At 63.6% G+C, this 26,585-nt stretch carries 20 protein-coding genes and 2 pseudogenes; 16 read left to right on the top strand and 6 right to left on the bottom strand.

Annotation, left to right across the window (positions count from 1 at the left end; genetic code table 11):
* Position 1 precedes the first annotated feature (1 nt).
* From DBW_RS12585 to DBW_RS12570, 4 genes and pseudogenes are all read left to right on the top strand, one after another.
* Positions 2–856 (top strand): alpha/beta hydrolase, encoded by an 855-nt coding sequence (locus DBW_RS12585; RefSeq protein WP_066727853.1) that lies wholly within the window; start codon positions 2–4, stop codon positions 854–856.
* 323 nt (positions 857–1,179) lie between these two features.
* A complete protein-coding gene (locus DBW_RS12580) occupies positions 1,180–1,998 on the top strand; it encodes a hypothetical protein (RefSeq protein WP_157471889.1) in 819 nt (272 codons plus the stop codon).
* A 71-nt stretch (positions 1,999–2,069) separates the two neighbouring features.
* Positions 2,070–2,678: pseudogene (locus tag DBW_RS19290) on the top strand (class I SAM-dependent methyltransferase); the annotation flags it as partial.
* 97 nt (positions 2,679–2,775) lie between these two features.
* Entirely contained in the window at positions 2,776–3,804 is a 1,029-nt protein-coding gene (locus tag DBW_RS12570; RefSeq protein WP_066727850.1) for an AI-2E family transporter, read from the top strand.
* A gap of 83 nt (positions 3,805–3,887) precedes the next feature.
* Here DBW_RS12570 and DBW_RS12565 read toward each other — a convergent pair whose 3' ends face one another.
* Positions 3,888–5,201, bottom strand: a complete 1,314-nt coding sequence (locus tag DBW_RS12565; protein WP_066727849.1) for a M23 family metallopeptidase — start codon at positions 5,199–5,201, stop codon at positions 3,888–3,890.
* Positions 5,202–5,420: 219 nt separating this feature from the next.
* On the opposite strand from DBW_RS12565, the gene DBW_RS12560 reads away from it, so the two are divergent.
* Positions 5,421–7,061 (top strand): sensor histidine kinase, encoded by a 1,641-nt coding sequence (locus DBW_RS12560; RefSeq protein ID WP_082820339.1) that lies wholly within the window; start codon positions 5,421–5,423, stop codon positions 7,059–7,061.
* A 13-nt stretch (positions 7,062–7,074) separates the two neighbouring features.
* On the opposite strand, the pseudogene DBW_RS12555 reads toward DBW_RS12560, so the two are convergent.
* A pseudogene (locus tag DBW_RS12555) lies at positions 7,075–8,494 on the bottom strand (sigma-54-dependent transcriptional regulator).
* 379 nt (positions 8,495–8,873) lie between these two features.
* Here DBW_RS12555 and DBW_RS12550 point away from each other — a divergent pair.
* The 9 genes from DBW_RS12550 (at position 8,874) to DBW_RS12510 (ending at position 14,412) form a co-directional block, all read left to right on the top strand.
* A complete protein-coding gene (locus DBW_RS12550; RefSeq protein WP_066727848.1) occupies positions 8,874–9,116 on the top strand; it encodes a hypothetical protein in 243 nt (80 codons plus the stop codon).
* A gap of 47 nt (positions 9,117–9,163) precedes the next feature.
* Entirely contained in the window at positions 9,164–9,544 is a 381-nt protein-coding gene (locus tag DBW_RS12545) for a response regulator (RefSeq protein ID WP_066727847.1), read from the top strand.
* A gap of 66 nt (positions 9,545–9,610) precedes the next feature.
* Positions 9,611–9,853 (top strand): hypothetical protein, encoded by a 243-nt coding sequence (locus DBW_RS12540; RefSeq protein WP_066727846.1) that lies wholly within the window; start codon positions 9,611–9,613, stop codon positions 9,851–9,853.
* Positions 9,854–9,897: 44 nt separating this feature from the next.
* Complete coding sequence (locus tag DBW_RS12535) at positions 9,898–10,083, top strand: hypothetical protein (protein ID WP_066727845.1); 186 nt, start codon at positions 9,898–9,900, stop codon at positions 10,081–10,083.
* Between the two features lie 32 nt (positions 10,084–10,115).
* A complete protein-coding gene (locus tag DBW_RS12530; RefSeq protein WP_066727844.1) occupies positions 10,116–10,643 on the top strand; it encodes a cytochrome c3 family protein in 528 nt (175 codons plus the stop codon).
* Positions 10,644–10,703: 60 nt separating this feature from the next.
* Complete coding sequence (locus DBW_RS12525; RefSeq protein ID WP_066729847.1) at positions 10,704–11,639, top strand: 4Fe-4S dicluster domain-containing protein; 936 nt, start codon at positions 10,704–10,706, stop codon at positions 11,637–11,639.
* Complete coding sequence (locus DBW_RS12520) at positions 11,636–12,982, top strand: polysulfide reductase (protein ID WP_066727843.1); 1,347 nt, start codon at positions 11,636–11,638, stop codon at positions 12,980–12,982. The genes DBW_RS12525 and DBW_RS12520 overlap by 4 nt, the downstream gene beginning before the upstream one ends.
* A 91-nt stretch (positions 12,983–13,073) precedes the next feature.
* A complete protein-coding gene (locus DBW_RS12515; protein ID WP_066727842.1) occupies positions 13,074–13,970 on the top strand; it encodes a hypothetical protein in 897 nt (298 codons plus the stop codon).
* Positions 13,894–14,412 (top strand): menaquinol oxidoreductase, encoded by a 519-nt coding sequence (locus DBW_RS12510; protein WP_157471888.1) that lies wholly within the window; start codon positions 13,894–13,896, stop codon positions 14,410–14,412. Before DBW_RS12515 ends, DBW_RS12510 begins: the two co-directional genes overlap by 77 nt.
* Before the next feature lie 94 nt (positions 14,413–14,506).
* Here the strand turns inward: DBW_RS12510 and ptsP are convergent, their stop codons facing one another.
* The 4 genes from ptsP to DBW_RS12490 form a co-directional block, all read right to left on the bottom strand.
* A complete protein-coding gene (gene ptsP, locus DBW_RS12505) occupies positions 14,507–16,852 on the bottom strand; it encodes a phosphoenolpyruvate--protein phosphotransferase (protein WP_066727840.1) in 2,346 nt (781 codons plus the stop codon).
* Positions 16,853–17,283: 431 nt separating this feature from the next.
* Positions 17,284–19,569: a sigma 54-interacting transcriptional regulator gene (locus DBW_RS12500; protein ID WP_066727839.1), complete on the bottom strand. Its 2,286-nt coding sequence runs from the start codon at positions 19,567–19,569 to the stop codon at positions 17,284–17,286.
* 162 nt (positions 19,570–19,731) lie between these two features.
* Positions 19,732–20,724: an ABC transporter ATP-binding protein gene (locus DBW_RS12495; protein WP_066727838.1), complete on the bottom strand. Its 993-nt coding sequence runs from the start codon at positions 20,722–20,724 to the stop codon at positions 19,732–19,734.
* Positions 20,725–20,729: 5 nt separating this feature from the next.
* Entirely contained in the window at positions 20,730–21,689 is a 960-nt protein-coding gene (locus DBW_RS12490; RefSeq protein ID WP_066727837.1) for an ABC transporter ATP-binding protein, read from the bottom strand.
* A 403-nt stretch (positions 21,690–22,092) separates the two neighbouring features.
* Between DBW_RS12490 and DBW_RS12485 the strand changes: the two genes are divergently transcribed.
* Together DBW_RS12485 and DBW_RS12480 are read left to right on the top strand one after the other, a co-directional pair.
* Positions 22,093–22,947 carry a c-type cytochrome gene (locus DBW_RS12485; RefSeq protein WP_066727836.1) on the top strand — a complete coding sequence of 285 codons (855 nt, stop codon included), beginning with the start codon at positions 22,093–22,095 and terminating at the stop codon, positions 22,945–22,947.
* Complete coding sequence (locus tag DBW_RS12480) at positions 22,944–26,561, top strand: nitrate reductase subunit alpha (RefSeq protein ID WP_066727835.1); 3,618 nt, start codon at positions 22,944–22,946, stop codon at positions 26,559–26,561. Before DBW_RS12485 ends, DBW_RS12480 begins: the two co-directional genes overlap by 4 nt.
* The last annotated feature ends 24 nt before the right edge of the window (positions 26,562–26,585 follow it).

The raw sequence follows: 26,585 nt of genomic DNA, 5'->3' as shown, positions 1-26,585 counted from the left end.
CATGACGATCGCCCCGCCCAGCGCCAGGGCCCTCCTTTTCGGCCTGCTCCTGCTCCACCTGCCCCTCCCGGGATATGCCATGCTCGAATCCCAGTTCCTCTACTTCCCCTCCGCCAAGCTCTCCGCCACCCCGGCCGCCGCCGGTCTGGACTTTGAGGAGGTCGACTTCGCCGCCGCCGACGGCACCCGCCTGCACGGCTGGTTTCTCCCCGGCGACGCGGGGATGCCGGCGCTCCTCTTCTGCCACGGCAACGGCGGCAACATCGCCGACCGCATCGAGCTGCTGCGCTTCTTTCACGAGCTCGGCCTGCCGCAGCTGATCTTCGACTACCGCGGTTACGGCCGCAGCGCCGGCACCCCGAGCGAGACCGGCACCTACAGCGACGCCCGCGGCGCCCTGGCCTGGCTGGAAGAAAAGGGCTGGCCAGCGCAGCGGACGATCTACCTCGGCCGCTCCCTCGGCGCGGCAATCGTCCTGCAGCTCGCCCTCGAAGCCCCGCCCGCCGCCCTGGTGCTGGAGAGCGGCTTCACCTCGGTGGCGGCCATGGGGCGGCTGCACTACCCGCTCCTCGCTCGTCTCTTCGGCTGGGTCCTTGCAGCCGAATACGACAACCGCGCCAGGATCGGCCAACTCCGGGCGCCGCTGCTGCTGGTACACGGCAGCGCCGACCAGATCGTGCCGCTTGCCATGGGAGAGGAGCTCTTCGCCCTCGCCCCCGAGCCGAAGCGGCTGCTGGTCCTCCCCGACGTCGGCCACAATGACCTCTTTTTCGCCGGCCATCCCGAGTACCGGGCGGCCTGGCAGGAGCTGCTGGATCAGTTGCGGACCGAGGCTGATCAGGGCGGGGGAGAATAGGCGGGGAGGGGAGGAGGCTGGCAGAAAGCCGAATGTCAACCTATGGTGTCACCCATTGACCGGCGCCTTTTAATGGGTGACACCACAGGGGGCAAATGAACCTATGGTGTCACCCGCGCCAAACGTTTCCCCTCCCTGAAATCCATTCCGGTATATACTGTTCCAAAACCAGCCGTATTTCGATCCGGGGCATTGCCCAAAACACAGCTGCCCGCGTCGCCCCGCGGTGCCAGCGGGGCACCCCATATGCTGGAGGGCAGGTGCTGGAGATCGCGGCACTGAACCCGTCCCTGTCTGTTCCCCTGCCCGCGGGAAGGTATGCAATGAAACGTGTCCCCCTGGCGTCCCGATGGTTACCCGTGCTGATGGCCCTGCTTTTGCTCAGCGCCCCTCCGGCGTGGGCCGACTTTGATTTGCATGTAAATCTCGCCGCTACCGACCCCGGAGAGGGTGGTACCCTGGCCGTCGAACAGCAACTGTATATGAAGGTCGATTATCGCAGCGATATCCCGCTGGTGTTCGCCTATTCCGCTTACTCGCAGGGAGAAAAGCTGGAGGCGGATTTCTACAGTGGTTACCCCCAATTGCAGAGCGCAGGGGAGCACGAAGCTCTCGGCTGGATTGGATTTTCCTCCCCCACCCAGATCGATGAGCTGCGGGTTGAAATTCTCGATGCCAACCGGCAGAAGATCGGCGAAATTGCCAAGCCGTTCACCTTCTTTTGGAAGCAGACGGCTGCTGCTACCGGAGAGCGGCCCAAGGCCGCCTGGGTCAGTCAGCTGGAGCGCTACGAGGAGCGGCAGCGGACACTTACCGTCGATCCCTTCGAACAGCGCCGGAGGAACCTCGACGGGCTCCTCTTCGGCCTCGACTTTGTCTCCATCCCCCTTTACCTGCTGCTGCAGGGCTATACCCTGTGGCGCTTCCGTGGTCGCTGGCGCGATCTGGCGGCCATACCGCTGGTTTCCCTGGTCCCGCTGGTCCTCGCCAGCCTGGTCGGTTTTGGGATGGAGCTCCGCTACTGGGTAGTCTTCATCTTCCGCGGCACGCCCTTCGCCCTTGCCTATCTCATTGCCGTATGGCTCGGCTATCGCCGCATGCGCAAGCTTGGCATGGGCCGGAATGAGGGCGTCGCCAATTAGCCAGCGTCACCTGCAGCGGACCCTTTTCAGCGGCTTTCGCCGCAACCGTTTAGATTCGCCAGGACCCTCCCATGGCTGAAAACTGGTACGACCGTCATATCCTCCCCTGGCTCACCGACCTCGTCTGCGGCCTCGCCCTGATCAGCCGCCAGCGTGCCAGGATCGTCCCCCTCGCCCGGGGGCGGGTGCTGGAGATTGGCATCGGCAGCGGCCGCAATCTCCCTTTTTATGACCCGGCGCGGGTGAGGAGCGTCGTCGGCGTCGATCCGTCGCCGCAGCTCTCCCGCCGCGGTCGCCGGCGCGTGGCCCAATCCGCGATAACGGTCGAGCCTCTGGCTGCCTGCGCCGAACTCCTCCCCTGCGCGGCTGCCAGCTTCGACACCATCGTCTGCACCTATACCCTCTGCACCATTGCCGACCCCGCCGCCGCCCTGGCGGAAATGGCCCGCGTCCTCGTCCCCGGCGGCCAGCTCCTCTTTCTTGAACACGGCCGGGCGCCAGATAGAAAGGTACGTCGCTGGCAGGCTCGCCTGCAACCCTGGTGGCGCCGGGTCGCCGGCGGCTGCCACCTCGACCGCGACATTCCGGCGCTGCTGGCGGCGGCCGGTTTTTGCTCCGAGATTGAAGCGCGCTACCTTCCCGGCCCGCGCATCCTCTGTTACCATTACCGGGGGATCGCGATTCCGGTCCGGGCATCGGCACCTGCCAGGCCGACCGGCGCTGCTGAAGCCGGTCGCCCCCCCCATCACTTTTCTCGATCGCAAGGAATTCCCCCCCATGCAACCTGGTACTTCCCGGCTGATTTCGATTGCTGCCCTGATCATCATCTTTGCCGCGATTCGCTCGGCGCAGGAGATCGTTCTCCCCTTCCTGTTGGCGGCCTTCATCGCGATTATCGCGGCGGCGCCGGTCGGTTGGTTGCGGCGGCGCCGGGTGCCGCAGCCGCTGGCGGTGGCACTGGTGCTGGCGGCCATGGTCCTGCTGCTGTTCGGTGTTTCGCTGATCCTGACCACGTCGATCCAGAGTTTTTCCAAGACGCTGCCGGTCTACATGAAAGGCCTGCAGGATTCGACCGGGGCGGTGATTCACTGGCTCGCCCGCTTCGGCATCTCCCTCCCCGCCGAAGGCCTGCAGAATATCATCAACCCCGGTGCCGCCATGGGCCTTGTCAATACCCTGCTCGGCGGTCTCACCCAGCTGCTGGGGAATGCCTTCCTGATCGGCATGACGGTCATTTTCATGCTCCTCGAGGCGGCGATCTTCAGCGCCAAGATCGAGACGATCCGCAACGATGCCGGCAAGACCCTGGCGCGCATCACCGAGTTTCTCGACAGCACCAAGCACTACATCGCGATCAAGGCTTTCATCAGCCTGGTCACCGGTCTGCTCGTCACCGTCGGCTTGCTGCTGCTCGGCGTCGATTACCCGGTGCTGTGGGGTTTTCTCGCCTTTCTTCTCAACTTTATTCCCAATATCGGTTCGATCATCGCCGCGGTTCCGGCCACGCTCCTTGCCTGGCTGCAGCTCGGCACCAGCTCGGCCCTCGCCGTGGCTGGCTGCTTCCTCGCGGTCAACATGCTGATCGGCAACGTCGTCGAGCCACGCCTGCTCGGCAAGGGGATGGGGATGTCGACTCTGGTCGTTTTCCTCTCCCTGGTCTTTTGGGGCTGGCTGCTCGGTCCGGTCGGGATGCTCCTCTCGGTCCCCTTGACGATGCTGGTCCAGCTTTGGGCCAAGGCCAATGAGGAGACCCACTGGGTCGCCGTACTCCTCTCGGGAGCGCCGGATGAGACCAGCGCCAAATGAACTTCGCGAACGCCAGGGAATAAAAAAGGGCGGGGCACCCGATCGGGTGCCCCGCCCTTTTTGTCTCTCGCCAAATGTTTCAATCAGCGGGTCGCGGCGACCAGCTTGGCGGTAATGTTGTTCTTCACCCAGGAGTCGTCCAACCATTCGATCGGGTTGACCTGGACCCCGGAGGCGAGAACGTCGAAATGGAGATGGTCGCCGCCGGCAAGGCCGCTCGCCCCGGTGCGGGCGATCTGTTGGCCGCGGCTGACGCTGTCGCCGACCTTGACGTCGATCTGGCTGAGGTGGCCGTAGAGGGTCTGCAGGCCGATGCCGTGATCGAGGACGACGCAGTTGCCGTAGATGCCAAGTTCCTCGGCGTAGATCACCCGGCCGGCGGCCGCGGCGAGAACCGGGGCCCGGGCGACGGAGGCGAAATCGTAGCCGAGGTGGGTCTGGTGATCGATCACCTTCCCCTGGTAGGTGTAGGTGCGCGGTTGGGCAAAGGAGCCGGGCGCGGCCGCCTTCGGCTGGCGCAGCATCGCCCCCTGCCAGAGGGGGGATTCGGCGCTGCGGCTGCCGATCTGGCGCAGGGTGGCGAGGTTGCGGGAGCGTAGTTCACGGTTGACGCGCAGAAAGAGCTCGAGGGGGAGGGTCGTCTCCGGGAAGGTGTCCTGGAAGGTCGGCACGATCTTGTTCTGCAAAAAGCTGTCGGTGATGTTGATCCTGTCGCGGGGAAAGGTCCGCGGGTTGGTGTGGTAGTAAATGCCGGTAACCCGTTCGTTGCCGGCGAGATCGGTCGCGACCACCCGGGGGACGAAGTCGGCGCTCTTCATGTCCCAGGGAAAGGCGATGAGTGCGAGATAGTCCCCGGAAGGTTGCCGGTAGCCGGGGAAAAACAGGTCGCCGACCTGGACGCCGGTCTTGTCGACCGCTTCGGAGAGGGTGTAGGCCACCAAACCGGAGCCTCCCTGGTTGAAGTTGTGGTGGCGGGTGAGGATGTTGATCTGCGGCGGTTTGCTGTCGAGTTCAAAATCGACGGTCGTCTCTGCGCTGTTCCCCTGGCCGAAGCGAAAGCGTCCCCAGTCGACGGCCTTGACCACGACCCGGGCGGCGCCTTCCGCCGGTTGGGCGGCGCTGAGGTCGATGGTCTCCTCGATGGAGGTCGTTCCTTCGGGATAGCTGCGCACCAGCAGGTCGGTCTGTTTTGCTCCCTGAACGAGGGTGACCTGGACGCTTCGTAGTCCCAGCCCCTGGTCGTTCAGGGTGATCTTCAGGGGACGGCGCGGGGATTGCGGGCCGCCGTTCGGGGCGACGGCGATGGTCGGCGGGGTCAGGTCACGCAGCAGAAAGAATCCGAGCCAGCCGAGGGACGCCAGGATCAGCAACAGGACGAGACGTTTGAAAAACTTCACGGGGGAACCTCCGAAAAATGCAAAACCGGAGACCCCTGTGGGGCCTCCGCGGGGGAAGGGCCAATCGCTGCGAACCATAGCACAGGAAGGTTGCAGCCGGCAACCGGGTCCTTTTGGCTGGGAGTCCCCGGGTAAAGCGACGGCAGCCATTCCGCACGGTTGCATTGTGGCAAAAAAAGGTTAATATCTATTAATTTTTATCCCCGGGGAACCTGTGCCATGCAGCTGCGCCTGACGACCAAATTCACCCTGGTGACCAGCGCCGTACTGATTTCGGCCATGCTCCTCTTCGCCTATTTCAGTATCCGCTCCCTCGAGGAGACCTCCATCGCCGAGGCGGTGAAGGATATCGACAACCTCAGCGAAACCATCCTCCGCACCACCTTTCACCAGATGCTCGAGGACGATCGCGCCCGGGTCTATCAGACGATTGCCGAAGTTGGCTTTCAGCGCGGGGTGCGGCATATCCGCCTGATCAACAAGGATGGCCTCATCAGCTTCTCGACACGGCCCGAGGAGGTTGGCCTTCAGGTTGACAAGGGCGAGCCTTCCTGCAACATGTGTCACGGCCCGGTGGCAGTTGAACCGCTGCTGGCCGCCTCTTCCATGAGCCGCAGCCGGCGTTTTGTCGATGAGCAGGGGGAGACGGTGATGGGAATGGCGCGGGCGATCTACAACCAGCCCTCCTGCAGCACGGCGGCCTGTCACGAACACCCCGCCGGGGACCAGTTGCTGGGAGTTCTCGACATCACGGTCTCCCTCGCAGAGATGACCGCCAGCACCGCCGGTTTCCGCGAACGGATGATTTTGGCCACCCTCGGCCTCCTCTTCACCCTGGGGGCGAGTCTGGCGGTGGTCATCCGCCGCTTCATCCATCGGCCGGTGCGCGACCTGCTGGCCCATACCCGGCGGCTGGCGCAGGGCGACCTGGAGGGCCGGATCGAGAGACTGGCCAAGGACGAGCTGGGCGAACTGGAAGAGGCGTTCAACGAAATGACCGGTAACCTGCGGCGGGTCCAGGGGGAGCTGCGGGAGTTGGCGGCCTCCCTCGAGAGCAAGGTCGAGGAGCGTACCCGTCAGGTTCAGGATATCCAGAAGCGCCTGGTGCGTTCGGAAAAGCTGGCGTCCCTGGGGGAACTGGTCGCCGGTATCGCCCACGAGATCAACAACCCTCTCACCGGGATCATGGTCTTCTCCTCCCTGACGCTGGAGAACCACAGCCTCCCCCAGGCGCTGCGGGACGACCTGAGCGTCATCTACCGCGAGACCCAGCGTTGCTCCGGGATCGTTCGGCGACTGCTGGAGTTCTCCCGGGAGGCACCGCCCGACAAGACCACCGCATCGATCAATCATCTCCTCGACCATACCCTGCGGTTGCTGGAAAATCAGGCGACCTTCCAGAATATCTGCATCACCCGTAACTACACGGCGCTGCTGCCGCAGCTCCATGTCGATGCCAACCAGATCAGTCAGGTCTTCATGAATATCCTCCTCAACGCCGCCCAGGCGATGCCGGATGGTGGCACCCTGATGCTGGAAACCGTTCTTGCCGGGACGGGAGGGGAGGTGCTGGTCCGGGTACGTGACAGTGGCTGCGGCATCGCCGAGCAGGATCTGAAGCGGATCTTCGATCCTTTCTTCACGACCAAGAAGGAGAGCGGGACGGGGTTGGGACTGTCGGTCTCCTACGGTATCGTGGAGAACCATGGCGGGACGATCGATGTGGAAAGTTCCCTCGGCGCCGGGACGACCTTTACCATCACTCTGCCGGTCGATGCGCCGGAGGCGGTGTTCAGGGCCCGGGCCGATACGCCCGGGGTAATGGCGCTACCGGAGAGCAGAGGGCCCCTGCCGGCCTAGCCGCGACACACCTTCAGTCGTCGATGCCGCTCGGCCGGTTGCGGGCGGAGAGCCCCTGCTTTTTGAGCAGGGCGTGGAAGTTGGGCCGCAGCATGCCGACTTCCTCCGCCGCCCGCGTCACGTTCCAATCGTTGCGGCGCATGGCGTCGAGAACGAAAGCCCGCTCGATCGTCTCCACCGCCTGCTCCCGCAGCAGCCGTTTGCGTTCCTTCAGCTCGTCCATGGTCTGCGGCACGACCGCCTCCCAGGAGTGATCCTCGCCGCCGGGGACCTGGAGCTCCAGGTCGACCCGCTGGATCAGGTTGCCTTCCGCCAGGACCACCGCCCGCTCGATGAGGTTCTCCAATTCCCGCACGTTCCCCGGAAACGGATAGTTCTCCAGCAGCGCCATGGCATCGGGCGCGACGCCCCGGATCTCCTTGCCGATCTCCTGGGCATAGCGGGTCAGGAAGTGGCCGACCAGGAGCCGCAGGTCCCCCTTGCGTTCCCGCAGCGGCGGCAGCTCGATAGGGATGATGTTGAGCCGGAAAATGAGGTCTTCGCGGAAGCGGCCGTTGGCGACCAGTTCCTGCAGGTTGGCATTGGTCGCCGCCACCAGGCGGATATCGATGGGGAGGGGTTGGGTACCGCCGATTGGCAGCACCTCCCGCTCCTGCAACACCCGCAGCAGCTTGGCCTGGGTCGTCAGGCTGATGTTGGCGATTTCGTCGAGGAAGAGGGTCCCGGTATCGGCGACCTTGAACAGGCCGGTCTTGGTCTGGATGGCGCCGGTGAAGGAGCCCTTGGTGTGGCCGAAGAGTTCGCTCTCGAGAAGGTTCTCCGCCAGGGAGGTGCAGTCGACGGCGACGAAAGGAGCGTTGCGCCGCGAACTGTTGTTGTGGATGGCGCGGGCGACCAGTTCCTTGCCGGTGCCGCTCTCCCCTGTCACCAGAACGGTGCTGTCGGCGGGGGCGACCTGCATGATGCGCCGGTAGACGCGCTGCATCTCCTTGCTGGCACCAATGAAGGAATCGAAGCCCTGGTTCTCCTCCAGCATCCGCTGCAGGTAGAGGTCGTCGACGAGGAGGGGTTTCAGGTCGAGGGCGTTGCGGACCTTTTCGCAGATTTCATCCGGGAGAAAGGGTTTGGCGATGAAATCGGTGGCGCCATTCTTCATTGCCTCCACCGCGGTTTCCACCGTCGAGTAGCCGGTAATCATGATGATCGGCATCCCCGGATGGAGAATCCGGATCTGCCGCAGCACCTCGAGACCGCTCATGCCCGGCATCTTGAGATCGGTTATCACCAGGGAAAAGTCCCGCTGGCCCATGCGTTCGAGGCCGAGGATGCCGCTGGGGGAGGTGGCGACGGCATAGCCGCGCGATTCCAGGACCCGGCGCAGCCCCGCGGATCACTTCGTCGTCGTCAATCACCAGGATCTGTGCTTGGCTCATCAGAACATCTCCCAATAAATTAACAAATCCTCACAATAATCCTCAAATCATCCCTCAGCGTCAAGTTAAATATCGGGAGATATTCATAATATATCCACCTGTATGTTCCCGCTGTACATCCCGCCCTTCCAGTAGAAATCCTTCAATTTCAGGTACCTACGTCGATATCCCGGAGATTTCGGCCTCGGCGCCCGATTCTGATGAATGTTTCCGCTATACAGCCAGCCCCCGAAGAAGTCGCGGAATCCCCGTTTCTCCCGAGGTAAATCTCAATAAATTCAATAACTTAAAAATTATAATAAAAATAATTTAATTTGGGCACGGCGACTGCACAAGCACAGGGCAACGGTTCACACCCCTACGGGGAAAGGAGAAAGCCATGAAACGACTTGTATTGCAGGGGATGTTGATGTTTGGAGTGGCCGGTACCGCGTTGGCGGCCGGCGGCGCGGAAGCTGGCGGCGGCGGGTTCCTGGTCGCTCTCTTTCTCGGCTTCGTTGCGGTCATCATCGTTTTCCAACTGGTGCCGAGCATCGTGGTCTTCTACTCGGTCATCAAGGAGCTCTTCGCTCCCCGGCAGACCACGGCCACGACGGTTGTCAAGCAGGACGAGGCGAAGTAGCCGGGTCCCGCAGGGAATCATGCACGGCAGCCAGGGAGGCGCATGTGATGCGCGGACTACTCATTGCCGAAGAAGATCTGGAGTCGAGGAAGCGGATGGCAAATCTCTTCATTGAAGCGGGCTACCACGTGACGGTCACCGATTCAGCAGCCAGCGCCCTCCATGATGTGCTCAAGAATACGGCGCAGGTGGTGATCCTCAGCAGCCAGTTCGATGAAGTACGGGCCGCGGACCTGATCCCGTTGCTCAAGCGTTGCAATCGCAAACTGTCGGTGATCCTGGTGACGGGAGAATTGTCTCTCCCCCTGGTCCGGCGCCTGCGCCGGGAAGGGATCTTTTACCACGCGCTCAAGCCGGTGCAGCCGGAAGACAGTGAGGAGATCCGCCAGGCCGTCAGCTGCGCCTTTGCCAGCCTGCTCCAGCAGTAATCGACTGGCCATTGCCCTAAGGGCAGGCCGGAGTGTTAAACCATCAGACCCGAAAAGGAGACAGTCATGAAAGAACTTTGGAAAGGAACGCCAGCGCTGGTTTCATTGCTCGTCGCAGTTCCGGCTTTTGCGGTCGATACCGCCCAGACCTACCGCAGCGGCTGGCTGGTAATCGGGTTCCTCGCCTTTTGCGCCCTGATCCTGGTGGCGCAGCTGTTGCCCTCCCTGATGCTCCTCTTCGGCTGGGCCAAGGGAATCTTCAAGGGGAGTGCCACGGCGGAAGAGAAGGAACGCGTGAAAGCCCATTAGCCGACATCCGGTCCGTGACGCGGACCGGCTCAAGGAGATAACCCATGATTGAGATGCTGCAAAACTTCTTCCAGTCCATCGGTGAGGTACAGTCGGTCTTCACCCTGGTCGACTTCTACCAGTACATCAAGGGAGTGGAGTACCTGATCTGCGTGGCGTTCTTCATCTCGTTCCCGATGTTCTATCGCTACATCCATCACGATGACGCTTCCCGGAAGGACGGCCATTGACCGTGATGCGGACCATCAAGGAGGAATTACCCATGCTTCTTCTCAGGATCTGCCTGCTTGTTGCCCTCACCGCCCTGGCCCTGTCGAGTTTGCCGGCTTCCCCGGCCCGGGCCGGGGAAGGGCCCGACAGCGTGACAATCGATGCCATGTCCGCCCTCTACGGGGAGGTCGTCTTCGATCACGCCATGCATGAATCGGTCGCCGAAGACTGCGCGACCTGTCACCACCACACCACCGGCAGCGCCCCCCAGGCCCCGCAGTGTGGCGGCTGTCATGCCGCCGGCCAACCGGCGGCCACCGTCTCCTGCCAGGGCTGCCACCTGGCCCGGCCCTTTTCGGCCGAGGCACTGCGGCGCAAGGGGGAGAACATCAACCTCTACCACGCCGACAAGGTCGGGCTGCAGGCGGCCTATCACCTCTCCTGCATGGGGTGTCATGAGGAGATGGGGGGACCCCGGGGGTGCGAAGATTGTCACGCCCGGACCGATGCGGGGGATGCCTTTTACCATGCGGGGAACTACGCGCCGCCCATGGCACCGGCCGGCGGTTCGGGCCACTGATGCGCTGACCAAGCCGTGTTCGTCCATTTCGGGACTCAAGGAGATGAGATCATGACGAAGATAAGTCGCAGACGTTTTCTCGCGGCCAGCCTCGCCGGCGGCGCAGCCGTAACCCTGGCGCCGGCCCGCAAGGCCCTGGGGGCGGGGAGTTTCGAGGGCTATCCCGATGGCATGGGGGTGTTGGTCGACCTGACCCGTTGCATCGGCTGCCGCAGCTGCGAGGCCGCCTGCAACCGGGAACAGAATCTTCCCGCCCCGCAGGAGCCCTTCGATGACCAGTCGGTCTTCGATCAGACCTTTCACGGTGGTACCCAGAAACGGCGCACCGATGAAAATCACCTGACCGTCGTCAATCGCTACCAGCCGGAAGGGGACCAAAAGCCGGTCTATCGGAAAATCCAGTGCAATCACTGCAATGAGCCGGCCTGCCTGACCTCCTGCTTCGTCAACGCCTACACCAAGACCCGGGAAGGGGCGGTGATTTACAATTCGAAGGTCTGCGTCGGCTGCCGCAACTGCATGATCGCCTGTCCCTTCAATATCCCGGCCTATTCCTATTCGAGCGTCCTCAACCCGATGGTCAAGAAGTGCATCTTCTGCTACGAGACCCGGCTGAAGAACGGCAATCCTCCGGCCTGCGTCGAAATCTGCCCCCAGGAAGCCCTGACCTTCGGGCACCGCAACGACCTGCTGAAGATCGGCCGGGAGCGGATCCGCATGCAGCCGGGACGCTATGTTGACCAGATTTACGGCGAGAAGGAGGTCGGTGGTACCGCCTGGATGTACCTGTCGAATGTTCCCTTCGAGGAGGCCGGTTTCAACACGACCCTGCAGAAGGAGCCGATCATCAACAATGTCAAGGACTTTTTGAGCACCGTACCGATGGTCCTGGCGATCTGGCCGGCCCTGTTCAGCGGTTTCCACCTGCTGGCTTCGCGCAAGGGGGAGCACGGTGAAGACCATGAGCATCCGCAACAGGAGGATCTGAAACCATGAAAAGTCTCCTTACCAAAGGCTGGTCGCCGACCGAATCGGTCCAGGAACTCGGCTCCGGCCGCAAAGGGCTGATCAGCAAGCTGCTGCTGGGACTGTCGCTCCGGGAATACCTGGCCCAGGCGGTGCGCAATCCCTTCAACTGGATCCTCGGCCTGATCTTCGCCGTCGGCCTGCCCCTCATCGCCAGCCGCTTCATCTTCGGTCTCGGATCGGTCACCCACAGCTCCAACGACTATCCCTGGGGGCTCTTCCTCGGCTTCGGGCTCTTTGCCATGGTACCGCTTTCGGCCTCCGGCTTCATGCTCGGTACCTCGGTAGAGATCTTCGGTCGCCACGATTTCGAACCGATCGAGCGCCTGGCCCTGCTCAACGGTCTGCTCGGCTACTTCTTCGCTGTCGTCTACCTGATGGTCGATCTTGGCCAGCCCTGGCGCCTTCCCTATCCGATGGCCGTCGCCTTCGGCCCGGCCGCGGTCCTCTTCCTGGTCGGCTGGCACGTGGCCACCTATCTGACGGTACAGGTCGCCGAGGTCTCCTCTTCCTTCTTCGAATGGATGGGCTGGCTCGCCGGCAAGCGCTTTATCCGGCGCATCACCCTCGGCCTGACCGTCTCCGGCATCATCCTCTCGACCCTGCACCAGGGGGCCCTCGGCGCCCTTTTCACCTACGCGCCGGGCAAGGTCCACCCGCTCTGGTACTCCTCCTCCTTCCAGTGGATCTTCTTCCTCTGCTCGGCGATCCCCGGCGGGTTGTGCATGGTGATCGCGGTCAGCACCATCGTCAAGAAGACCATGGCCTGGCGTTGCGGGGAGGCCTTTCTGGCGAGCCTCGATCGCCTGACCATCGCCCTCGCCAAGGGCGCGAGCATGGGGCTGGTGACCTATCTGGTGATCAAGCTGATCGGGGTCGCCCACGACAACGAATGGGCCTACCTCGGGACCGGTTGGGGGCAGTGGTTCCTCTTCGAAATCGCCTTCGGCGTGATCCTGCCGCTGATCCTCTTCGCCCGCGGCATCCGCTACCGGAAGATCGGCCTGCTGCGCCTTGGCGCCTTTGTCACGGTGATCGGCGTGGTCCTGAACCGGCTCAATACCGCCCTGGTCGCCTTCAACTGGAATCTCTACCAGGAGATCCCGCACTGGAAAGAGCTGGTGATCAGCATCACCATCTTCGCCATCTACATCGCCACCTACCGCTTCATCCTTTACCGGTTGCCGATTCTCTATCGTCTCAAAGGGCTGGAGGCCTTGGCGGCAGAGACGGCACCTGTCGCCGAACCGCACGGCATCCGTCAGGGGGCGCCGGCCCCCTCGGCAGCCTACCGGGTCGCGGACGCGGAATGACCGGCCGGCGTGCAGCCGGTCCACCGTGGGGGTGGGCCGGCTGCCGGGCGGCGAGGGCGGAACGCGGATGTTCTGCCAGGAGAGGTCAATCATGCTGAAGAATCTATGTACCCGGGCCATTGTGCCCGTCGCGCTGGCCGTCACCGGATTCGTCGTCCTCTGCTGTATCCTCTTCTATACCGTGGTCCAGTCCGATCTGAGCAGCCATGCCGCAGAACAGTCGGCGGCCCTGGCCGGAACCGTACTCAAGTCGACCCGCTATGCCATGCTGCGCGACGATCGCGAAACGCTGCGCAACATCCTGCAGAACATCGCCAGCCAGACCGGCGTCGAGCACGCACGGATCTTCAACAAGGAAGGGCGGGTGATGTTCTCCGGGCACAGCGAGGAGGAGGCCCGCACCCTGGACAAGAACGCCGAAGGGTGCGCCGGTTGTCATTCCGGGCCCCTGCCGATTGCCAACCCCGAGCTCTCGCAGATGACGCGCCGTTTTGTCAATGCCCGCGGCGCCGAGATCCTGGCAGTGACCGCCCCGGTCTACAATGAGCCGGAGTGCATCGGCGGCGCCTGCCATGAAAGCCTGGGCCAGCGCAAGGTTCTTGGCATGCTCGATATCGGTCTCGACCAGGCGCCGCAGAAGGCCGCCCTGGCGACCCTCAAGCTGCGCATGATCGCCTTCAGCCTGATGGTGCTGATCCTCACCGTCGGCGGCGTTGCCGCCTTGCTCAACCATCAGGTCTTTCTTCCGCTCCGGCGTTTGACAGACTTTACCGAAAAACTTTCTAATGGTATTTTGGATCGGGAATTCCCGCGCGGCTGCGGGGAGCTGGAGCTGTTGGCCGGTCACCTGCGCCGCCTTGCGGCCACCCGCCATGGCTCCCATGCGCCACTCCCCCCGGAGAAAAGCCAGCATGCAGACACCGCCGCACCAGTCATCGAGCCCGGACCCCTCCCGGCGCAGGCAGGAGGCGCAGGCCAGAATCAATAGGCTGCGCGACCGGGCCAGCCGGGGGATCTGGCTGGTGGCGGCGTTCCTGGCGGTCAGTATTGCGGCGTCGCGCGGCTTCGATCTCCTGCCGAGTTTCTCGGAGGGGGCGAGGCGCTGGCTGGGGCCGGCGCCGCCGGTGCGGATGATCCAGCTGGCACTGGTCGGCTATGCCTTCAGCGCTTCGGTCCTGATCCTTTCCCGGATGGCGAAGGGGGATCCGCCCGGGCGAAACTACCTTCACCTCTTCTACCTCGCCGCTTTTTTCGGTTTTTTCCATTTCGCCGAATCGCTCCGGGAGAATTTCTGGGCGGTACTGGTCGCCGGGGTCACCATCCTCGGCCTGGCCGCCTACCAGGGCTGGGCCTACTGCGCCGAACAATTGCGCCTGGAAGAGGAGCTGCTCGCCAGCTACCAGCGGCCGGACAGTGCCGACGAATCCTGAAGGGCGCTGCGCTCTCCACCAGGAAAAGAGAAAGGCCGGGGCTTGAAGCCCCGGCCTTTCTCTTTTCCTGGTGCGGTAATGCCCCCTTCCCGGTTCAGTCGGGCCGACGGGGCTCGCCAAGGAGCCGGGCCAGGGATTTGCGGATCTGCCGGCTTTCTCCCATTTCCGTCACCTCCCGCGCGACCTTGCGTGCCGCCCGGGCGGAGATCGTCGCCAGCAGCGCCTTGGTGCGCGGAATAAAGGGTGCCGGCATCGAGAACTCGCGGATGCCGAGGCCGATCAGCAGCAGGAAACAGAGGGGGTCGGAGGCCATTTCGCCGCAGAGGCAGAGGCCCTTGCCCTGTTCGCGCGCCACCTCGGTCACGTCGCGCAGCACCTGCAGGATCGCCGGGTGGAGCGGATCGTAGTACTTGCTGACCAGCGGATTGTTGCGATCGGCGGCGAGCATGTACTGGATCAGATCGTTGGTGCCAAGGGCGAAGAAATCGACCTCGCGGGCCAGTTGGGGGGCGAGGCGGACCGCCGCCGGCACCTCGATCATCACCCCGAGGGGGATCGTTGCGGCGCATTCCACCCCGTCGCGGCGCAGGTTCTCCCGCGCCTCGGCGAGAACCGCCTTGCAGGCGCGGACTTCCTCGATGCCGGAGATCATCGGAAAGAGGAGTTTTACCTCACCGTGGACGCCGGCCATCAGGATCGCTTCGAGCTGGGTGCGGAAGATGTCGCGGTTGTCGAGGGAGACCCGCACCGAACGCCACCCCATGAAGGGATTGTCCTCCTTCGGCGGGTTGAAGTAGGGGAGCACCTTGTCGCCGCCGATGTCGAGAGTGCGGATCGTCACCGGGTGACCTGGAAAGCCCTCGATGACCTTGCGGTAGAGCTGGTACTGGTCGTTGCGGTCGGGGAAATCGCCGCGCGCCATGTAGGGAAATTCGGTGCGGTAAAGACCGACTCCTTCGGCGCCATTGCGGCGGGCGACTTCGACATCCGACACCAGGCCGATGTTGGCGCGCAACAGCACCCGCTCGCCGTCGCTGGTCCGGGCCGGCAGATCCCGATATTCCTCGAGGCGGTGCAGTTCCCGGCCGCAGTCCTCCTCCAGGCGCCGGTACTCTTCGACGATCTTGGCCGGCGGGTTGACGTAGAGACAGCCGGAGTTGGCGTCGAGGATCAATGGGTCTTCGGGACGGACCGCCTTGACGGCGCCGCGGACTCCAACCAGGGCCGGAATTCCGAGCGCCTTGGCCATGATCACCGCGTGGGAGTTCTTTTCGCCGGCCTCGGTGACGATGCCGCGGAGCTGTTCGTGATCAAGCCCGGCCATGTCCGACGGCAGAAGTTCGCTGGCGACGAGAATCCCGGGACTGCGCAGCTGCAGCACCTGGTGCTCTTCCCCGACCAGGTTGCCAAGCAGGCGCCGACCGATGTCTTCCATGTCCGCTGCCCGTTCCCGGAGGTACTGATCCTCCATCCGGGCAAAGGCCTCGATGTAGCCGCTTACCACCTTCTTCAGGGCATAGGGGGCGCTGTGTCCCCCCTTGATCTCGCGGCGCAGCTTGTCGAGAAAGCTGCGGTCCTCGAGGATCATCAGGTGAGTGTGGAAAATTGCCGCATCGTTTTCGGAAAGGCGCTCGGCGACCCGTTTTTCCAGGAAGAGGGTCTGGATCCGGGTTTTCTCGAGGGCGGCCTCGAGGCGCGCGAGTTCCGTCGGGCTGTCGACTTCCTCCTCGTCGAGGATGTCGGCAAAGCCGAGCTTCTGGTCGAGGACATGGGCCGGTCCGGAGACGACGCCGGGGTAGGCGACAATGCCGCGCATCGCCAGCTCGCCGCCGCCGTCCACCGGCTGCTCGCGCTGGAGCAGGGACTGCCGGGTTTTCTCCAGCTCCCGGGCGAAGCGGCTCGACTCCTCCTCCTTCTGGCGGATCGAGTCAAGCAGGCGGGCGTTGATGACGATCGAGCTGACCTGGAAGGCGATGGTCGACAGGGCGCTGATCTCTTCGGGGCTGAACTGGCGGGCTTCCTTGGTCTGCAGCACGACCACCCCGAGGGGGTGGTTGCGATCGAAGAGGGGGATGCCGAGAAAGGAATGGAAGCGCTCTTCGCCGGTCTCCTTGAAGTAGCGGTAGCGCGGGTGGGACTGGGGCTCGAGGATCGCGACGGCATGACGCTCCTGCGCGGCCATGCCGGTGAGCCCCTCCCCGATCTTCATGGTGACCTTGTCGACGGCGCGTCGCGAGAGACCCTTGCTGGCGCGCAATCGCAGGGTCTGCAGGTCGTCGTCGAGGAGGTAGATGGAGCAGACCTCGGTCCCCATGCGACGAGCGACGAGGTTGACGATGTTGCGCAGGGTCTCGTCGAGATCGTGGGACTGGAGGATCAGCGCGCTGATGTCCTCAAGGGTGGTGATGCCGATCTTTTCGCGCGGTTTCGAGGTTGGCATCTCTTCATTCCCTCCTGGGGGAGAAAAACATTAAAGTTAAGCCTCGTTAAATTCTAGCGGAACCTTTTCCCCTTGGCGAATAAAAAAACGCCGCTCGGGGGAGAGAGATCCCGGGCGGCGCAAGGGGGACTGGTTTCCGGTTGGTATGGAACGTAGTAAATCCCCGTGAAAGTTGGTTTTTAGGGTTAGCAAAGGGCGTGCCAAGTTGAAGCCGGAAGCGGCAGGCCCTGGAAATATGCGGATTCTGCCGCCTCGTGGCGAGGCAGTATGAAGTAGGTTCGGTCGGAGGCTGTGTCGAGGATGGCACAATAATTCTAGGCGGATTAAAAAAATTGGAAATTTATCAATAAAAACAGCCGATTGTCACGGTGTGCCGGTTTTGGCACGCGGTGAGGCCAGGGTTGTGTTGGATTTGGCTCAATGGCGGGTCCCTAACGGCTTTTCGCGCTGAAGTCCCGGCCCTGAATGTTATAGCGGCTCAGCAGGCGATAAAAAGTGCGGCGCGGGATCCCTGCCCGCCGCGCGGCTTCCGACACGTTGCCGGCGCTCTCCTGCAGGTAGCGCTTGATCAGGCCCTTCTCCACCTGGCTGAGGTGTTTTTCCCGCTGGCCGCGGAAACTGCCGGGCTGCTTGCCGGCGCCGGCAGTTTCCCCCAGGCTCAGTTCGGCAAAGACGACCGGCAGGTTTTCGAGGCGGATCACCTGGTCCTGGGTCAGGACGGCAGCCCGTTCGATGATGTTTTGCAGTTCGCGGATATTGCCGGGCCAGGGATAGCATTGCATGGCCTGGATCGCCCGCTCCTCGATGCCGAGCAGGGTCTTGTTGACCCGCTTGCTGGCACGGGCAAGGAAATGCTCGACGAGGCCGGGGAGGGAGTCGATGCGGCTGCGCAGCGGCGGCATGGTGATGGTGAAGACGTTGAGGCGGTAGAAGAGGTCCTCGCGGAACCAGCCTTCGGCGACGCCATTTTCGAGGTTCTTGTTGGTGGCGGCGATCAGGCGCACATCGACCTTGACCGCGGCATTGCCGCCGACCGGGCGGATTTCGCCGGAATCGAGGACGCGCAGCAGTTCGGCCTGCAGCTTGGGCGTGATGTCGCCGATCTCGTCGAGGAAGATGGTGCCGCCATTCGCCGCTTCGAAGAGCCCCTTCTTGTCACCGATGGCGCCGGTGAAGGCCCCCTTCTTGTGACCGAAGAGCTCACTTTCGAGGAGGCTGTCGGTGAGGGTAGTGCAGTTGAGGGTGACCAGCGGCTTGTCGCTGCGGTGGCTCTGCTGATGAATGGCGCGGGCGGTCAGTTCCTTGCCGGTGCCGCTCTCGCCGCGGATGAGGACGGTGGTCTGGGTCGGGCCGACCTGGCGGATCAGCTTGAGGACCTCCGAGGTGCCGGTGTCCTGGCCGATGATCGCCGCGTCGCCGAATTCCTGGTCAAGGGCGCGGCGGGCCAGTTCGTATTTCTGGGCGAGGTTGAAGCGGTCCTCCTCGAGGCGCTTGAGAGAGAAGGGGAGGCACATGTCCTCTTCCGCCAGCCCCTGGTAGACGGCGACGGCATGTTCGCGGCAGGTCTGGTAGCCGCAGCAGCCGCAGTTGAGCTCGTCCTGCTCGACGAACTTGTTGGTCGACTGCAGGATCTTGCGCACGCTGTCCCCGCTCGGCAGGTCGAGTCGCTGGTGCTTGTTCTTGAACTGGCGCCGCAGGTCGGGATTCGGCCGGTTGACGAGGTAATGGGGGGCGGTAACGTAGGGGACCTTGCCGTGCTGAAAGTAGTCGATGACGAGGCTGCGCTTGGAGAAGGTGGTGAGGCGGTTGTTTTTGCCGGGACCGCTGATGCAGCCCCCCGCACAGAAACGGAGGTCGACGACCTTGGGATGGATGCGGCCGGCCGCGAGATCCTTGATGATCTCGAGGGCATTCTCTTCCCCCTCGGTGGTGACGAAGTCGGGGTCGAGGAATTCGTTGCTGATCGCGAAGGCCTCGAAGGGACCGCCGGAAATCGGGAAAAGCCGCCCCCTCCCGGCCGGGATACCGTCGAAATGCCCCTCGGCAAGACGGGTGAGATCGATCTTCCGCTGGCGCAGCATCGAATTGAGTTCCTGGTAAGTGAGAACGACGTCGACGGCGCCGGCCACTTCCTCGGCCTCGATTTCGAATTTGCCGGCGATGCAGGAGCTGATGTAGATCACCCGGGTCTTCGGTCCCCGGCGCGCCTTGATGAAGCGACCGATGGCGACCATCGGCGAGACGCTGTCCATGAGGTTCTTGAGCAGTTGCGGGTAATGGCGTTCGATCAGGTCGACGATGGTCGGGCAGTGGGTGGAGATCAGCGGACGGCCAAGGGACTGTTCCTTGAGGCGGCCGTATTCGGCGCGCACCAGTTCGACGCCGCTGGAGCCTTCGTGGACCTCGTCGAAGCCGAGACGCGTGATGCCGCTCGCCAGCTGGCCGGGAAGAACGTCATTGAAAAAGGCGGGGAAGGAGCAGCCCAGCACGGCGACCACCGGATCCTTGCCGGCGAGAAGCCGCTCGGTCTCTTCGATGCAGGCGGCGATCACCTTTGCCTTCTGGGAGCAGACGCGGATGCATTTGCCGCAGCCGATGCAGCGCTGGTGGATGACTTCGGCGTAGTGTTGTTTGACCTTGATCGCCTTGACCGGGCAGTTGCGAACGCAGGAATAGCACTTGCGGCAGTTCTCCCGCACCGTCGTGATCGGACCCATGCAAAACCTCCTGCTGCGCGCGGCGGCCGATTGTGCCGCGGCGGTCTCGACAAACTGCTGGCAATGACAGTTCAGGGGAGAAAGATACCCCTGGCAATGGCGCCGATTGTGCCATTGCTGGCACGGGGTGTCAACGGCAAAGGGGTGCCTGGCAGGGGAGGGTCAGCGCGCCTGGCGAAACTTGCCGACCTCGGCGCTGAAGAAGCAGGCGGCAAACTGGCCGCTCCCCTGGTCGACCAGCGGCGGGGTCTGCTCGGCGCAAAGCGGGCGGGCGTAGGGACAGCGGGGGTGGAAGGTGCAGCCCGTGGGCGGTTCGATCGGGGAGGGAATCTCTCCCTGCAGCGGCCGGTGGGCGCGGCGCGCTGCCGGGTCGGGGATCGGTACGGCGTTGAGGAGGGCCTCGCTGTAGGGGTGGCGAGGCTGGCGGTAGAGGGCATCCGCCGGCGCGAGTTCGACAATGCGGCCGAGGTACATCACCGCCACCCGGTCGCTGAGATGCTCGATCACCGAGAGATCGTGAGCGATGAAGAGGTAGGTGAGGCCGAACTGCTGCTGGATGTCCTGCAGCAGGTTGACGACCTGGGCCTGGATCGACAGGTCGAGGGCCGAGACCGGCTCGTCGGCGACGATCAGCTGCGGCCGTACTGCCAGGGCGCGGGCGATACCGATGCGCTGGCGCTGGCCGCCGGAAAACTCATGGGGGTAGCGATCGAGGTGCTCGGCGCCGAGACCGACGGTGCCCAGCAGGCGCACCACCTCACTCTGCAGCTCCCTGCCGCGGGCGAGGCCGTGAATGACGAGCGGCTCGGCGACAATCTGCCCGACCCGCATGCGCGGGTTGAGGGAGGAATAGGGGTCCTGGAAGATCATCTGCAGCTGGCGCCGGTGGGGGCGCAGGCGCCGCTCGGAAAGCTGCAGCAGGTTTTCGCCGGCAAAGTGAACCTCGCCGCCGTCAGCGTCGAGCAGGCGCAGCAGCAGCTTGCCGGTGGTCGACTTGCCGCACCCCGACTCGCCAACCAGGCCGAGAGTTTCGCCGGGGTAGAGATCGAAGGAAATGTCGTCGACCGCCAGCAGCCGCTGCGACCGGGCCCCCGGGGTCTTGCCGCTGACGGCGAAGCTCTTGCGCAGGTTGCGCACCGAAAGAAGGGGTTCCATCGTCGCTACCTCCCCTGCCAGCAGCGCACCAGGTGGCCGGGCCGGATTTCGGTCATCGGCGGCAGCTGGTTGCCGCAGGGGGCGAAGGGGGCGGCGCATCGTTCCAGGAAGGTACAGCCGGCGGGCAGTTCGCCGGCGACCGGGACCTGGCCGTCGATCGGGGTCAGGCGCTGCCGTTTTTCCCCGAGGCGCGGAATGCAGGCGAGCAGGCCGCGAGTATAGGGGTGCCGGGGGTCGGCAAAGAGGTCGCGCACCGGAGCGTATTCGACGATCAGTCCGGCATACATGATGGCGACCGTGTCGGCCGATTCGGCGACGACGCCGAGATCGTGGGTGATCAGCAGCGTCGCCATCTGCCGCTCGCGGCGCAGCCGGTCGAGGAGTTCGAGGATCTGTGCCTGGATCGTAACATCGAGGGCGGTGGTCGGCTCGTCGGCGATCAGCAGCCGCGGGTCGCAGGCGAGGGCCATGGCGATCATCACCCGCTGGCGCATGCCGCCCGAGAGCTGGTGCGGGTATTCACGAAGGCGGCGCCCGGCCTCGGGGATGCCGACCTGGTGCAGCAGGTCGGCGGCGGCCTCCAGGGCGGCGCGGGGCGCGAGCCCCTTGTGCAGGGTCAGAACCTCGGCAATCTGGTCGCCGATGCGGAAGACCGGGTTGAGCGCGGTCATCGGCTCCTGGAAGATCATCGCCACCTGGTTGCCGCGGATGCGGCGCATCTCCGCCTCGGGGAACCGTTGCAGATCCTCCCCGGCAAAGAGGACTTCCCCGCCCACCACCCGTCCCGGCTCCGGCACCAGCCGCAGCAGCGAGAGGGCGGTGATCGACTTGCCGCACCCCGATTCCCCGACCAGGGCCAAAGTCTGCCCGGCATCGATGGAGAAATCGATGCCACCGACCGCCTTGACCAGGCCGCCGGGAGTGAAGAAGTAGGTTTTGAGGTTGCGGACTTCGAGCAGCGCCAAGGATGGGGTCCGTTCAGGGGTGGTATGAAGCCGTGCCCAATCTAACCGGATTCCTGCCGGCGGTCAAGGATTGACGAGGTGAGACATGACGCCGGGCCAGGTTGCTCAAGCCCGGTGGCAAGAAGATAAAATGGTTTACTGCAGGTGAGTAAATATTTATCGGGAGGACTTGACCCAGGTCAAATCTGGAATTCAAAAGCAGTTTTATAGTGAACCCAGCGTTCCCCTGGTCAGTGATCGAGTAGCTGTCGGGTATCGTCGGGATAACCGGGCGCAGGCTACTTGCCATGGCCTGAAAGGCTGTTAATCGTTAAGGGTCTGTAATGGCTGCGCGGCATGTGGATGCCGTTGCCGGGGAACCATTTAATCATGTTGTTTTGCGCTGATCAATCGAGGTGAAGCGATGGGAAAAAACGAACCGGGTCGAACCGCCATATTTGGGATGAGTCTGATCCTGGTGGCAATCCTGGCCGTCGGCGCGGCCGCCGCTTCGGACCAGACCGGGCAAGGCGAGACGTTGTTTCATCAGAAGTGCGCGGGATGTCACGGTCTGGGAACCGGTGACCGGCCGACCGGCCCGGACCTGTTCGGGGTGGTCGAACGTCGCGACCGGCCCTGGTTGATCAGTTTCATTCAAGACCCGGCCAAGATTATAGCTTCCGGGGATAAAACGGCAGTGGCGCTGCTGGCCAGGTTCAACGGCCTGGCAATGCCGAATCTGCAGTTGGATGCTGGACAGATCGAGGCCCTGCTTGCCTATCTAGCCAACCCTGAGGGGGGTGCTACTGCCGCCCCGGAACCGAAACCTTCAAAGACTGTCGGCAATGCGGTCCGTGGAGAGAAGCTTTTTACCGGCGAGATTCCCCTCGCCAACGGCGGGGCCCCGTGCCTCGGCTGCCACGGTATCGCCGGGGTAGGGCTGGCCGGCGGAGCCAACTTTGGTCCAGATCTGACCGGAATCTATGGAAATTATGGTGAAGAAGGCGTTTCCGGCATCCTCGAGAGCCTCCCCTTCCCAAGTATGGAGCCCATCTATGCAACACGTCCGCTGTCCACAACTGAGCAGCAGGATCTCGGCGCCTACTTTGCCCATGTCAGTGGTACCCCGGTGGTCAGCGATGGACAGCTACTGGTGGAAGTAGCCGGTGGTGTGCTGGTTCTGTTCGGACTAATGCTGCTGTTTGGCCTGGGGCGGCTGCCCAGCGTCCGGCGATCGTTGGTGGGACAGGTCTCTAACCAAAAAGGTGGGATGCGATGAGCTGGATCAAGGATATTGTCGACCCGAAGTCGCGGGCCTGGGAAGAGTTCTACCGCAACCGCAACCAGTGCGACAAGGTGGTGCGCAGTACCCACGGCGTCAATTGCACCGGCGGCTGCTCCTGGAACGTCCATGTCAAGGACGGCATCGTCGGCTGGGAGCTGCAGGCGACCGATTACCCCGAGCTCGAAGCGGGGCTTCCCTCTTACGAACCCCGCGGCTGCCAGCGCGGCATCTCCTTCTCCTGGTATCTCTACAGCCCGCTGCGCATCAAGTATCCCTACCTGCGCGGGGTGCTGACCGACCTCTGGCGCGCGGCCCGGGCCGAGCACAGCGATCCGGTGGCGGCCTGGGCGTCGATCGTCGAAAACCCCGAGCGGCGCAAGAGTTACCAGCAGGCGCGCGGCAAGGGGGGCTTCCGCCGCTCCAGCTGGGCCGAGGTCGAGGAACTTATCGCCGCCTCGACGGTCTACACCATCAAGAAACACGGCGCCGACCGGCTGGTCGGCTTCTCGCCGATTCCGGCGATGTCGATGCTCAGCTTTGCCGGCGGCGTTCGCTTCATGCAGCTCTTGGGCGGCGTCAACCTGAGCTTCTACGACTGGTACTGCGACCTGCCCAACGCTTCGCCGGAGATCTGGGGGGAACAGACCGATGTCGCCGAGAGTGCCGACTGGTACAACAGCAAGTACATCGCGGTGATGGGGTCGAACGTCAACATGACCCGTACCCCGGATGCCCATTTCCTGGTCGAGGCGCGCCACAACGGCTCCAAGGTGACGGTCCTCTCGCCCGATTTTTCCATGACCTCCAAGCACGCCGACTGGTGGATTCCGGCCCACGCCGGCCAGGACGGCGCCTTCTGGATGGCGGTCAACCATGTCATCCTCAGCGAATATCACCACCAGGCAAAAACCCCCTATTTCCACGATTACCTCAAACGTTTCAGCGACACCCCTTTCCTGATCCAGCTCAACGAACAGGATGACAGCTACCGCGCCGGGCGCATGCTCAGCGGCGCCGCGCTGGAACGATACAGCAAGGAAGAAAACGCCGCCTTCAAGTACCTGGTCTGGGATGAAGCCAGCGACCAGCCGCGCCTGCCGCTGGGCACCCTCGGCTTCCGCTGGCAGGAGAAGAAGGGGGAGTGGAACCTGCAGCAGAAGGACGGCCAGGACGGCAGCGAGATCGCCCCGGTATTGAGCCTGCTCGACGGCAAAGAGGATGTACTGCAGGTGACCTTTGATGATTTTGGCGCTGAGCAGACCGTGCAGCGCGGGGTGCCGGTCCGCTACCTGGAGACTTTGCAGGGGAAGGTCGCGGTAACCACCGTCTATGACCTGTTGATGGCCCAGTTCGGCGTCGAGCGCGGTCTTTCCGGCGCCTACCCGGCCGGCTACGACGACGACCAGGTCTACACCCCGGCCTGGCAGGAGAAGTTCACCGGCATCGACCGCGCCAATGTTATCCAGTTCGCCCGCGAATGGGCCGCGACCGCCGAGAAGACCGGCGGCAAGTGTTCGATCATCATTGGTGCCGGGGTCAACCACTGGTACCATTCCAACCTCACCTATCGCGCCGGCATCGTCGCCCTGATGCTCTGCGGCTGCGTCGGCAAGAATGGCGGTGGCCTCAATCACTATGTCGGCCAGGAGAAGCTCGCCCCGGCCGCCCCCTGGGCGACGATCATGGGGGCGCTCGACTGGAGCAAGCCGCCGCGCTTCCAGAACGCGCCCTCCTACCACTATGCCCACAGCGACCAGTGGCGTTACGAGCGAACCAGCGACGAGGCACGGATTCAGCCGGTCGCCGAGCAGAGCGCTATCACCGCCGGCCACACCATGGATCACCAGGTGCGTGCGGTGCGCAACGGCTGGCTCCCCTTCTACCCCCAGTTCGACCGCAACCCGACCGAAGTGGTCAAGCAGGCGGAGGCTGCCGGTGCGGCCAGCAACCAGACGGTCGTCGACTGGACCGTAAAACAGCTGGCCGAGAAAAAGATGAAGTTCGCCGTCGAGGACCCCGACGCGCCTTCCAATTGGCCGCGGCTGTGGATCATCTGGCGCGGCAACGCCCTGATGTCGAGCGCCAAGGGGCACGAGTATTTCCTCAAGCACTACCTCGGCACCCACACCAACAGCGTCGCCCCGGAGACCGCGAAGGATTCGGTCAAGGAGGTGGTCTGGCACGACCAGGCGCCGCAAGGGAAGCTTGACCTGGTGGTCGACATCAACTTCCGCATGGACACCTCGGCGCTCTACTCGGACATCGTCCTGCCAACCGCCACCTGGTACGAGAAGGACGATCTCAATACCACCGACATGCACTCCTTCATTCACCCGCTGCAGGCGGCCGTCCCCCCCTGCTGGGAGTCGAAGAGCGACTGGGACATCTTCAAGGGGCTGGCCAAAAAAGTCAGTGAGCTGGCCGAAGTCCATCTCCCCGACCCGGTGCGCGACCTCGTCGCCGTACCGCTGCAGCACGACACCCCGGCCGAAATGGCGCAAGCTGAGATCAAGGACTGGAGCAAGGGGGAGTGCGAACCGATCCCCGGCAAGACCATGCCCGGGCTGGTGGTGGTCGAACGCGACTACAAAAACCTCTACAATCGCTTCATCTCCCTGGGCCCCAACGCCCGGGAGGGGATCGGCGCCCACGGCCTCACCTGGAAGGTCGATGACTACTACGACGAGATGAGCACCAGCGGCAAGAGTGAGGAGTGGGGTGGCAAGCGTTACCCCTCCCTGAGCGAGGCGAAGTACGCCGCCGAGGTGATCCTCAAGCTCGCGCCCGAGACCAATGGCGAGATGGCCTTCCGCGCTTTCGCCGCCGAGGAGAAAAAAGTCGGCCTGCAGCTCACCGATCTGGCCGTCGATACCCGCGGCGTGCGCACCACCTTCGCCGACCTCGACCGTCAGCCGCGCCGGCTGCTCAACAGTCCGCTCTGGTCGGGCCTGACCGGTAACGGCCGGGCCTATTCGGCCTATTGCCTCAACGTCGAGAAGCTGGTCCCCTGGCGGACCCTGACCGGGCGCCAGCACTTCTATCTCGATCACCAGGGCTATATCGCCGCCGGCGAGCATCTGCCGACCTACAAGCCGAAACCCGATCCGAGCAGCCTGCAGGACCTGCTGGTCAGCGAAACGGACGAGAAGAGCATCCTGCTCAACTACCTGACGCCGCACGGCAAGTGGGGGATTCACAGCACCTACGGCGACAACCACCGCATGCTGACCCTGTCGCGCGGCTGCCACCCTTTTTGGATCAACGACCAGGATGCCGCGCAGATCGGCGTGATCGACAACGACTGGGTCGAGGTCTACAACGACCATGGCGTGGTGGTGACCCGGGCGGTGGTGAGCTCCCGTCTGCCGCGGGGGATCTCCTTCCTCTACCATGCCCCGGAGCGGACCATCGGCGTGCCGAAATCACCGCTGCGCAAGAACAAGCGCGCCGGTGGCCACAACAGCCTCAACCGCATCCGTCTCAAGCCGAACCTGATGCTGGGCGGCTATGGCCAGTTCACCTACGGCTGGAACTACTGGGGGCCGACCGGCGCCAACCGCGATACCTTCATCCTGGTCCGCAAGTTGAAGGGGGAGCCGCAATGGTAAAGACGCCGGGCAAAAACCTGCACT

Source organism: Desulfuromonas sp. DDH964 (assembly GCF_001611275.1).
GTDB lineage: Bacteria > Desulfobacterota > Desulfuromonadia > Desulfuromonadales > DDH964 > DDH964.
Note: the sequence above shows the minus strand (reverse complement) of the source record. Positions and strands in the feature narration are given on the sequence as shown.

Coding starts and splice junctions, on each gene's coding strand:
- DBW_RS12520 (WP_066727843.1), top strand. CDS start 11,636: ATGAAAAGTCTCCTTACCAAAGGCTGGTCGCCGACCGAATCGGTCCAG.
- DBW_RS12570 (WP_066727850.1), top strand. CDS start 2,776: ATGCAACCTGGTACTTCCCGGCTGATTTCGATTGCTGCCCTGATCATC.
- DBW_RS12560 (WP_082820339.1), top strand. CDS start 5,421: ATGCAGCTGCGCCTGACGACCAAATTCACCCTGGTGACCAGCGCCGTA.
- DBW_RS12540 (WP_066727846.1), top strand. CDS start 9,611: ATGAAAGAACTTTGGAAAGGAACGCCAGCGCTGGTTTCATTGCTCGTC.
- DBW_RS12535 (WP_066727845.1), top strand. CDS start 9,898: ATGATTGAGATGCTGCAAAACTTCTTCCAGTCCATCGGTGAGGTACAG.
- ptsP (WP_066727840.1), bottom strand. CDS start 16,852: ATGCCAACCTCGAAACCGCGCGAAAAGATCGGCATCACCACCCTTGAG.
- DBW_RS12480 (WP_066727835.1), top strand. CDS start 22,944: ATGAGCTGGATCAAGGATATTGTCGACCCGAAGTCGCGGGCCTGGGAA.
- DBW_RS12550 (WP_066727848.1), top strand. CDS start 8,874: ATGAAACGACTTGTATTGCAGGGGATGTTGATGTTTGGAGTGGCCGGT.
- DBW_RS12515 (WP_066727842.1), top strand. CDS start 13,074: ATGCTGAAGAATCTATGTACCCGGGCCATTGTGCCCGTCGCGCTGGCC.
- DBW_RS12585 (WP_066727853.1), top strand. CDS start 2: ATGACGATCGCCCCGCCCAGCGCCAGGGCCCTCCTTTTCGGCCTGCTC.
- DBW_RS12500 (WP_066727839.1), bottom strand. CDS start 19,569: ATGGGTCCGATCACGACGGTGCGGGAGAACTGCCGCAAGTGCTATTCC.
- DBW_RS12510 (WP_157471888.1), top strand. CDS start 13,894: ATGCAGACACCGCCGCACCAGTCATCGAGCCCGGACCCCTCCCGGCGC.
- DBW_RS12530 (WP_066727844.1), top strand. CDS start 10,116: ATGCTTCTTCTCAGGATCTGCCTGCTTGTTGCCCTCACCGCCCTGGCC.
- DBW_RS12545 (WP_066727847.1), top strand. CDS start 9,164: ATGCGCGGACTACTCATTGCCGAAGAAGATCTGGAGTCGAGGAAGCGG.
- DBW_RS12485 (WP_066727836.1), top strand. CDS start 22,093: ATGGGAAAAAACGAACCGGGTCGAACCGCCATATTTGGGATGAGTCTG.
- DBW_RS12580 (WP_157471889.1), top strand. CDS start 1,180: ATGAAACGTGTCCCCCTGGCGTCCCGATGGTTACCCGTGCTGATGGCC.
- DBW_RS12495 (WP_066727838.1), bottom strand. CDS start 20,724: ATGGAACCCCTTCTTTCGGTGCGCAACCTGCGCAAGAGCTTCGCCGTC.